Raw genomic sequence first — 9,448 nt, 5'->3', positions numbered from 1 at the left:
TGGTCTTGCGACGTTATGCGGTATTAGCTACCGTTTCCAGTAGTTATCCCCCTCCATCGGGCAGTTTCCCAGACATTACTCACCCGTCCGCCACTCGTCACCCAAGGAGCAAGCTCCTCTGTGCTACCGTTCGACTTGCATGTGTTAGGCCTGCCGCCAGCGTTCAATCTGAGCCATGATCAAACTCTTCAATTTAAGTTTGATGCTCGTGAATTAAACTTCGTAATGAATTACGTGTTCACTCAGAGACTTGGTATTCATTTTTCGTCTTGCGACGTTAAGAATCCGTATCTTCGAGTGCCCACACAGATTGTCTGATAAATTGTTAAAGAGCAGTTGCGACGCGCTTTAGCGCTCTGTCGCGAGGTGGCGTATATTACGCTTTCCTCTTTCAGAGTCAACCCTGAATTTCAGGATTTTTCTCTTCAACCGGACCGGCTGTTTGCGTGAAGTGATTCACATCCGCCGTGTCGATGGAGGCGCATTATAGGGATCCCATTTTTTAGCACAAGTGTTTTTTAGATCTTTTTTGCCGAATGCTTGTTTTTCACTCCTTTCGCTACATTCCTGTGCAATTTGGCTGATTTTTGATAACTAAATCACTTGCACAGTCTCAATAATCCAACCAAAGTCTTCATTACCGCCCTATTTTCATTGAGGTAAACATGTCTGATGTACTGCGTCCTTATAAGGATCTTTTCCCACAGATCGGCAAACGCGTCATGATCGATAGTAGTAGTGTTGTCATTGGCGATGCTCGTCTGGCTGATGATGTCGGGATTTGGCCACTGGTTGCGATTCGTGGCGACGTGAACTACGTACAGATTGGCGCCCGTACGAACATTCAGGATGGCAGCGTGCTGCATGTCACACATAAATCCACATCTAATCCGCAAGGTAACCCTCTGATCGTAGGCGAGGATGTGACGGTCGGTCATAAAGTCATGTTGCACGGTTGCATCATTGGCAACCGCGTTTTAGTCGGTATGGGATCGATTTTGCTCGATGGCGTAGTAGTAGAAGATGACGTCATGATCGGAGCGGGAAGTCTGGTCCCGCAAAATAGGCGCCTGGAGAGCGGATATCTGTATCTGGGAAGCCCGGTTAAACAAATCCGCCCACTAACTGACGAAGAGAAAGCAGGCCTACAGTACTCTGCTGACAACTACGTGAAGTGGAAAGATGAGTATTTAGGTCAGGATAACCAGACCCAACCCTGAGAGTCTTCCTGCTGGTCCTGGATCAATGCTTCAGCCTCTTCTTCCAGATCCCAGCGATATTCGCGAAAAGTTTCAAGCCACTGTTCAGGCGTGTCGCCACCAAAGCGATGCGCCAACGTCTCTCCTTTTATGGCACATTTTAGCTGCATACCATGAACCATCGCAGGGAAGACGACGGAATTAATATCCGCCACCCACTCTTCCCTATCAGGGAATTGAATCGCCTGATTCATGCAGAAAGTTCCTGTTGCAGTGTTTTAATCACAGGCTCAATCTCCGGCAGTACACCATGCCAGAGCAAAACAGCATGTGCCGCTTGCCCCACCAGCATTCCCAAACCATCGGCACAATGTTTTGCACTATGCGATACGCACCATGAAAGGAACGGGGTATTACCCTTTTGATAGAACATGTCGTAGCAATAGACCGAAGGATGAATAAGCGATGCAGGAATGGCTGGAACATCACCGCTAATACCACTGGACGTTGCGTTGATGATCAGATCGAAGGTGTAATTATCCAGCTCATCCATTCCTACCGCCTGAACGCTGCCGGTATGGGAGAAGATCTGCGCCAATTCTTCAGCACGTGAGGCGGTACGATTAACAATAGTCACCGCGCAATCCATAGACAAGAGAGGCAGCAACACGCCACGGGACGCTCCGCCAGCCCCAATCAACAGGATACGAGACCCGGGATGAATGAAAGACAAACGCTCAAGATCGCTAAGCAGGCCGATACCATCGGTGTTATCACCCAGTAAACGCCCATCCTCCAGCCGTTTTAGAGTATTGACCGCCCCAGCCAGCGATGCCCGCTCTGTGAGTTCATCAGCACGCGCAAACGCCTCTTCTTTAAAAGGAACGGTAACATTAGCCCCTTTCCCCCCATCAGCAAAAAAGGCATTGAGCGTATTCACAAAGTTATTGATGGGCGCCAACACCCGACCATAAGAGTGATCAATCTTCAGCTGCTCTGCAAATTGCTGATGAATAAAAGGCGATTTGCTGTGCGCTACCGGATTACCAAAAACAGCATAGGCTTCTTTCATATTACCCCTGTCGAAACTGTTCACCCGTCAAAGCATCTCTGATTTCCGAGGGATTCAAACGTCCGCCGGTATTACCTTCAACCACTGGAAAATCTTCCCCGAACTGCGCTCGTACTTCCTCTACCGTTCTGCAGGGTGCCAGCCCACTCAGATTGGCACTTGTAGAAACTAATGGCTTGCCATAAGCCTGGCACAACGCAACCACCAGCGGGTGATCCGTGACGCGCACGGCGAGCGAATCAAAACGACCGGTTAGCCAACGCGGCGTTGTCGCAGGAGCCGGGAAAACGAAGGTGACAGGGCCAGGCCAGCGTGCGAAAACAGCTTCACGTTGAGCATCGGTGAGCATACTGTCATCAATATACGGTTTGAGTTGATCAAAGTTTGCCGCAATCAAAATCAAACCTTTATCAATTGGACGTTGTTTGAGTTCCAACAGACGCATTACCGCCGTTTCGCTGTCAGGATTGCAACCAACACCAAAAACGGCTTCTGTTGGATAAGCGATGACATTTTCTTGTTGCAGAACCTCTATCGCGGCAGCGATGGGGTCCGTAGGCAGGTTTTTATTCACTTTTTATTCCGCCGGGATCGGCTTTCCACATTGTTTACTGGCACAGAAATGCTTCGCACCCTGCGCGGTTTTCTTTTCGATGAGTAGCGGATAGTGGCACTCTGGACACTCTCCCGCTAACGGTTTGAAGTTAATGACAAACTGACACTCCGGATAGCGATCGCAGGAGTAGAAGGTTTTGCCATAACGTGAACGCCGCTGAACCAAGTGGCCCGTCTGGCATTGGGGGCACACTACTGCGGTTTCATCAGGCTTATCGATAAGCTCAGTGTGATCGCAGGCAGGGTAATCACTGCACCCAATAAACATACCGAATCGTCCCTGCCTCAGCACCAGTTCAGCGCCACATGCAGGGCAGAATTTACCCTCCAGAACTTTGACTATATGTCCGTCCGCAGATGATTTCAGCGGACGGACATAATCGCATTCTGGATAGTGTGAGCAACCAAGAAACGGGCCGTGTTTCCCGGAACGAATAACCAGTTCAGCCCCACATTGTGGGCAGGGCTCGTTTTTACGCACCGTAAACAGTGCTGATTTAGCCATAACAACTCATACTGAATGAAGATTGATTAATGCAGCATACCTTCATTCACTTCAAAGAGTAATTCTTCCATTTGCTGATAGGCATTTTCGCAGCCTGGAATGTTGAACAGAACCATCAGGATCACCCACTTCAGGTCTTCCAGATCAAACTCAGCCGTATCCAGCGCAAGTACGCGCTCTATCACCATTTCTCGCGTTTCGAGGTTTAGCACCTGAATCTGCTCCAGGAATAGCAGGAACCCCCGACAGCTCGCATCCAGCCGATCGCACTCTTCTGCAGTATAAATACGTACAGAAAGGGGATCTGATGCAAGCTGCATAGGTTCTGCAAGGCCGTCCTGATAATCAGCAAGTTTTTCCAGCCACAGTAACGCGTTGTAGATGTCTTCACGATCAAAACCAGCGTCGGTAAGATCCCGTTCCAGTTTGTCCTGATCCACACGCAGCTCAGCTTCGTTATGGATATATGTCTCAAACAAATACATTAGTACGTCGAACATGGCTTGCCCTCCTCAATCGGACATAGCCGCCGGGTACAGCTGCGATCCATCCTGCTAACTCCAGTTCGAGCAGTTGAGCCACTATCACTGGCACAGGTTGGCCGGCACGTTCAGCGACGACGTCAACAGGTGTTACCTCATCTCCTACGTTAGCCAGGAGCTCTGAAAATGGCAATGCCACCTCTTCGTGATCCGGCGAATAAATTGATTTTTCAGGCTCATCTGGCAACCATTGCAGCCCATATTGCAAACTTTCCAGTATTTCCTCTGGTGCCGTCACAAGCATGGCTCCCTGCTGAATGAGCCAATGGGGACCTTCACTTCCCGGGCTCCCTATCGGTCCAGGCAAAGCAAAAACCTCCCGTCCTTGTTCCAGCGCACAGCGTGCAGTGACTAATGAGCCACTACGCTGTGCCGCTTCAACAACCAGTACTCCCTTACTTAGACCACTAATAATGCGATTTCGTCGGGGAAAATTACGCGGTAACGGGAGCATATCCAAAGGAAACTCGGACACCAGCGCGCCTCCGGCCTCTATCAAACTTTCAGCAAGACGAACATGTCGCCGTGGATATATGGTTTCCAGACCATTTCCCAGTACCGCAATACTGGCCCCGTGTGTGTTTATCGCTGCAGTATGCGCCACACCGTCAATCCCTTTAGCCAGTCCGCTAGTGATCGTCACACCACATGCTGCAAGCTTTTCACAGAACAGCCGCGCCCATCGTTCGCCATACCAGGAGTACTGCCGACTGCCGACAACAGCAACTTGAAATGAGTGAAGACACTCAGGGTGGCCAACAATGAAAAGTACGCCAGGGTAATCCTCAATAGCACGCAGCTGTGGCGGAAAATACTTGCTGTCGGCAAAAACCAGATGATGATGGGGTAACTCAAGCCAACGCAGCGTTTTTTCCAATGACTGCTCAGAAAAGGCCTGAAAACGTTCGACCTGGCGAGGAGTGAGCCCTGCATGCCGAAGTACCGTATTATTAATACTCGGTTGAGCGATAAGCCAGTGAGCAGTGCGCACCATCTCATCACCATACAGTTCATTCACTTGTGCTAAACGTAACCAAATCTCAATATGGGTCATCCCTGTTCCCCCGCCACAAGCAGTCCTGGCAATCTTTGCGATTGGTCACTGATGCTGTCAATCAGAGCGGGTTTTGTCTAGAATAGAGGTAATAATCTTTCCAATTCCTGAACACAACTCTGGATAACTATGTCAGTTTTGCAAGTGTTACATATTCCGGACGAGCGTCTTCGCAAAGTCGCAAAGCCGGTTGAAGAAGTGAATGCAGAAATTCAGCGTATCGTTGATGATATGTTCGAAACGATGTACGCCGAAGAAGGTATCGGTCTGGCGGCAACACAGGTCGATATTCATCAGCGCATCATTGTTATTGATGTCTCTGAAAACCGTGACGAGCGTCTGGTACTCATTAACCCAGAGCTGCTGGAGAAAGACGGCGAAACCGGCATTGAAGAAGGCTGCCTGTCTATTCCTGAACAACGTGCATTAGTACCGCGCGCTGAAAAAGTAAAAATTCGTGCGCTCGATCGCGACGGCAAGCCTTTTGAACTGGAGGCCGACGGCCTGTTGGCTATCTGCATCCAACATGAAATGGATCACCTGGTCGGTAAACTGTTTATCGATTATCTGTCTCCGTTGAAGCAACAACGTATTCGTCAGAAAGTTGAAAAACTCGACCGCCTGAACGCCCGAGCTTAAGGACAAGAATCAACGTGTCAGACTCACTACGTATTATTTTTGCGGGTACACCTGACTTTGCAGCGCGTCATCTCGACGCGCTGTTGTCTTCTGGACATAACGTCGTTGGGGTGTTTACCCAACCGGACCGCCCTGCGGGACGTGGTAAAAAGCTGATGCCCAGCCCGGTAAAAGTGCTGGCGGAAGAAAAAGGGATACCCGTTTTCCAACCTGTATCTCTTCGCCCTCAGGAAAACCAACAACTGGTTTCTGATCTGCACGCAGATGTAATGGTGGTGGTGGCATATGGCCTGATTCTGCCAAAAGCCGTACTGGACATGCCGCGTCTGGGTTGTATCAACGTGCACGGTTCTCTGCTTCCACGCTGGCGTGGGGCCGCGCCGATCCAGCGTTCATTGTGGGCAGGCGACACCGAAACCGGTGTAACCATCATGCAGATGGATGTCGGTCTGGACACAGGCGATATGCTGCATAAGCTGTCGTGCCCAATTACGGCAGAAGATACCAGCGGTTCGTTATACGACAAGCTGGCAGATTTAGGGCCTCAGGGGCTGATTGAAACGCTAAAACAGCTTGCTGCTGGCACAATAAAACCAGTTGTTCAGGATGAATCTCTGGTTACACATGCAGAAAAACTCAGCAAAGAAGAGGCACGTATCGACTGGTCGCTTTCGGCCGCTCAGCTGGAACGATGTATCCGCGCCTTTAACCCGTGGCCAATGAGCTGGCTTGAAATCGAAGGTCAGCCAGTGAAAGTCTGGAAAGCTTCTGTTATTGCTGTGAACACACAGTCTGCACCAGGCACCATCCTCGAGGCGACAAAGCAGGGCATCCAGGTCGCAACAGGCGACGGCATCCTGAATCTCATCGCTTTACAGCCTGCCGGTAAGAAAGCGATGAGCGCACAGGATCTGCTCAATTCGCGTCGGGAGTGGTTTGTGCCCGGGAATCGTCTGATCTGACGGTTCATCTCTTTTAAAGCCCGGAGCCTCCGGGCATTTTTATTTTTGCGCTTATGAAAAAACATCTTAATTTACGCAGTATGGCGGCCCAGGCTGTCGAACAGGTTGTCGAAAAGGGCCAATCGTTGAGTAACGTGCTGCCCGCCATGCAGCAAAAAGTTGCTGATAAAGACAAAGCGCTGTTGCAGGAACTTTGCTTCGGTGTATTGCGTACTCTCTCCCAGCTGGAGTGGATGATCCAGCAGTTGATGGAACGTCCAATGACGGGCAAACAGCGCACCGTTCACTATCTGATCATGGTGGGCTTCTACCAACTGCTGCATACCCGTATTCCACCGCATGCTGCATTGGCAGAGACCGTAGAAGGCGCGGTCATTATTAAGCGCCCGCAGTTAAAAGGGCTGATCAACGGCGTATTGCGCCAGTTTCAACGCCGTCAGGATGAACTGCTGGCCGAGTTCGCGCAAAGCGATTTACGTTTCTTACACCCCTCCTGGCTGGTGAAACGTATTAAGGCTGCTTATCCGCAGCAGTGGGAAGCCATTCTTGAAGCCAATAACCAAAGACCACCGATGTGGCTGCGTGTCAATCGTAATCACCATACGCGCGATACCTGGCTGGACCTGCTTAGCGAAGCGGGATTAACCGGCTTCCCGCATCCGGATTATCCCGATGCAGTGCGTCTGGAAACGCCGACTCCTGTGCACGCACTGCCTGGTTTTGACGAAGGTTGGGTAACCGTCCAGGATGCTTCGGCTCAAGGATGCGTAACCTATCTGTTGCCGGAGGACGGCGAACAAATTCTCGACTTGTGCTGCGCGCCGGGCGGGAAAACCACTCACATTCTGGAAGTTGCTCCGCACGCTAACGTAATGGCCGTCGATGTCGATGAGAAACGCTTATCGCGCGTTTACGACAATCTTAAACGTCTGGGCATGAAGGCAACCGTAAAACAGGGTGATGGTCGATATCCACAGCAATGGTGTGGCGAACAACAGTTTGACCGTATTTTGCTGGATGCTCCGTGTTCTGCCACCGGCGTTATTCGTCGCCATCCAGACATCAAATGGCTGCGTCGCGACCGGGATATTGCCGAACTTGCGCAGTTGCAGGCCGAGATCCTGAATGCAACCTGGTTACATCTTAAACCTGGCGGCACGCTGGTTTATGCAACGTGCTCTATCCTGCCAGAAGAAAACCAGCAGCAAATTGCTGCCTTCCTGGCATGCACGCCAGATGCGGTATTAAGCGAAACCGGTACGCCGGAAAAACCCGGACGTCAGAATTTACCGGGAGCGGAAGATGGTGATGGCTTCTTTTACGCTAAGCTAATCAAAAAGTGATGAGATAACGGGTCGCGACTGATGAAAATTATCATTCTGGGCGCAGGGCAAGTTGGCGGTACGCTGGCTGAAAACCTGGTCGGAGAGAACAACGATATCACGGTAGTCGATACCAATGGTGAGCGCCTGCGCAGCCTGCAGGACAAGTTTGATCTCCGCGTCGTGCAAGGGCACGGTTCACATCCTCGCGTACTGCGTGAAGCTGGGGCCGACGATGCCGATATGCTGGTTGCCGTAACCAGCTCAGATGAAACAAATATGGTTGCCTGCCAGGTAGCTTATTCACTGTTTAATACACCTAATCGCATCGCCCGTATTCGTTCACCGGATTACGTTCGTGATGCGGACAAGCTATTCCAATCCGATGCGGTACCTATCGATCACCTGATTGCGCCTGAGCAACTGGTTATCGATAGCATTTATCGACTAATTGAGTACCCTGGTGCGTTGCAGGTGGTAAATTTTGCCGAAGGTAAAGTCAGTCTGGCGGTGGTCAAAGCCTATTACGGCGGGCCATTGATCGGCAATGCACTGTCGACAATGCGTGAACATATGCCGCACATTGATACCCGCGTGGCGGCGATTTTCCGTCATGACAGACCGATCCGTCCGCAAGGTTCTACCATTGTTGAAGCGGGTGATGAAGTCTTCTTTATCGCAGCATCACAGCATATTCGCGCCGTAATGAGCGAATTGCAGCGTCTGGAAAAACCGTACAAACGCATTATGTTAGTGGGTGGCGGTAATATCGGCGCGGGTCTGGCACGTCGTCTGGAAAAAGATTACAGCGTCAAACTGATCGAGCGCAATCAGCAACGGGCATCCGAGCTTGCGGAGAAATTGCAAAATACGATCGTCTTTTTCGGTGATGCCTCGGATCAAGAGCTGCTGGCTGAAGAACATATTGATCAAGTTGATCTGTTTATCGCAGTAACCAACGACGATGAAGCTAACATTATGTCGGCCATGCTCGCCAAACGCATGGGTGCCAAAAAAGTGATGGTATTGATCCAACGCAGAGCGTACGTTGATCTGGTGCAGGGTAGCGTGATCGATATTGCTATTTCACCGCAGCAGGCGACCATCTCCGCGCTGCTCAGTCACGTACGTAAAGCTGACATTGTCGGTGTTTCTTCACTACGCCGTGGCGTCGCGGAAGCCATTGAAGCCGTCGCACACGGGGATGAAACAACATCTCGGGTTGTGGGACGTTCAATTGATGAAATTAAACTTCCCCCTGGAACCATTATTGGTGCGGTAGTGCGAGGTAACGACGTGATGATAGCCAATGACAACCTGCGTATTGAGCAGGGTGATCACGTTATCATGTTCCTGACAGACAAAAAGTTTATTACTGACGTCGAACGGCTATTCCAGCCAAGCCCCTTCTTCCTGTAAATATTCGGGCGCTTATGTAGCGCCCATTATATTTCCCTTTACTTTTCATGGTCTAATAAATTTTCCTTTCAGCAATACATAAATGGAAAATGTCTTAACATTTGTTAAACTTATAAACG

At 50.3% G+C, this 9,448-nt stretch carries 11 protein-coding genes and 1 rRNA gene (1 of these 12 running past the window's edge); 5 read left to right on the top strand and 7 right to left on the bottom strand.

Features of this window, described 5'->3' with window-relative positions; all coding sequences use genetic code 11:
- Positions 1-195 (bottom strand): 16S ribosomal RNA (locus OGX91_RS18585); it reaches 1,347 nt to the left of the window's first position.
- A gap of 470 nt (positions 196-665) precedes the next feature.
- Between OGX91_RS18585 and OGX91_RS18580 the strand changes: the two genes are divergently transcribed.
- Positions 666-1,220, top strand: coding sequence for a gamma carbonic anhydrase family protein (locus OGX91_RS18580; RefSeq protein ID WP_005134094.1), 555 nt, complete (start codon positions 666-668; stop codon positions 1,218-1,220).
- On the opposite strand, the gene OGX91_RS18575 is transcribed toward OGX91_RS18580, so the two are convergent.
- Genes OGX91_RS18575 through dprA form a run of 6 tightly spaced genes read right to left on the bottom strand, consistent with a single transcriptional unit; the run spans position 1,196 to position 4,987 of the window.
- Complete coding sequence (locus OGX91_RS18575) at positions 1,196-1,453, bottom strand: DUF1488 family protein (protein ID WP_005134093.1); 258 nt, start codon at positions 1,451-1,453, stop codon at positions 1,196-1,198. The two genes, OGX91_RS18580 and OGX91_RS18575, sit on opposite strands and share 25 nt — an antisense overlap.
- Positions 1,450-2,271 carry a shikimate dehydrogenase gene (gene aroE / locus OGX91_RS18570; protein WP_040232022.1) on the bottom strand — a complete coding sequence of 274 codons (822 nt, stop codon included), beginning with the start codon at positions 2,269-2,271 and terminating at the stop codon, positions 1,450-1,452. Before aroE ends, OGX91_RS18575 begins: the two co-directional genes overlap by 4 nt.
- Before the next feature lies 1 nt (position 2,272).
- Positions 2,273-2,845, bottom strand: coding sequence for an L-threonylcarbamoyladenylate synthase type 1 TsaC (tsaC, locus tag OGX91_RS18565; RefSeq protein WP_005134086.1), 573 nt, complete (start codon positions 2,843-2,845; stop codon positions 2,273-2,275).
- A 3-nt stretch (positions 2,846-2,848) separates the two neighbouring features.
- Complete coding sequence (locus OGX91_RS18560; RefSeq protein ID WP_048213516.1) at positions 2,849-3,391, bottom strand: DNA topoisomerase family protein; 543 nt, start codon at positions 3,389-3,391, stop codon at positions 2,849-2,851.
- A 26-nt stretch (positions 3,392-3,417) separates the two neighbouring features.
- The gene (gene smg / locus OGX91_RS18555; RefSeq protein ID WP_005134083.1) at positions 3,418-3,891 is read right to left on the bottom strand and encodes a DUF494 family protein Smg; all 474 of its coding nucleotides are present in this window, start codon (positions 3,889-3,891) and stop codon (positions 3,418-3,420) included.
- Positions 3,863-4,987: a DNA-protecting protein DprA gene (gene dprA / locus OGX91_RS18550; protein ID WP_005134082.1), complete on the bottom strand. Its 1,125-nt coding sequence runs from the start codon at positions 4,985-4,987 to the stop codon at positions 3,863-3,865. The genes smg and dprA overlap by 29 nt, the downstream gene beginning before the upstream one ends.
- Before the next feature lie 129 nt (positions 4,988-5,116).
- On the opposite strand from dprA, the gene def reads away from it, so the two are divergent.
- From def to trkA, 4 genes are read left to right on the top strand one after another with little or no spacing between them, the layout of a single operon-like run.
- Entirely contained in the window at positions 5,117-5,626 is a 510-nt protein-coding gene (def, locus tag OGX91_RS18545) for a peptide deformylase (protein ID WP_040232019.1), read from the top strand.
- 14 nt (positions 5,627-5,640) lie between these two features.
- A complete protein-coding gene (gene fmt / locus OGX91_RS18540) occupies positions 5,641-6,588 on the top strand; it encodes a methionyl-tRNA formyltransferase (protein ID WP_005134080.1) in 948 nt (315 codons plus the stop codon).
- A gap of 53 nt (positions 6,589-6,641) precedes the next feature.
- On the top strand, positions 6,642-7,931 hold the full coding sequence (rsmB, locus tag OGX91_RS18535) for a 16S rRNA (cytosine(967)-C(5))-methyltransferase RsmB (protein ID WP_199948068.1): 1,290 nt from the start codon (positions 6,642-6,644) through the stop codon (positions 7,929-7,931).
- A 21-nt stretch (positions 7,932-7,952) separates the two neighbouring features.
- Positions 7,953-9,329: a Trk system potassium transporter TrkA gene (gene trkA, locus OGX91_RS18530; RefSeq protein ID WP_003031153.1), complete on the top strand. Its 1,377-nt coding sequence runs from the start codon at positions 7,953-7,955 to the stop codon at positions 9,327-9,329.
- The last annotated feature ends 119 nt before the right edge of the window (positions 9,330-9,448 follow it).

The sequence above is a fragment of the Citrobacter sp. Cpa228 genome, from assembly GCF_030333085.1.
GTDB lineage: Bacteria > Pseudomonadota > Gammaproteobacteria > Enterobacterales > Enterobacteriaceae > Citrobacter > Citrobacter pasteurii.
Note: the sequence above shows the minus strand (reverse complement) of the source record. Positions and strands in the feature narration are given on the sequence as shown.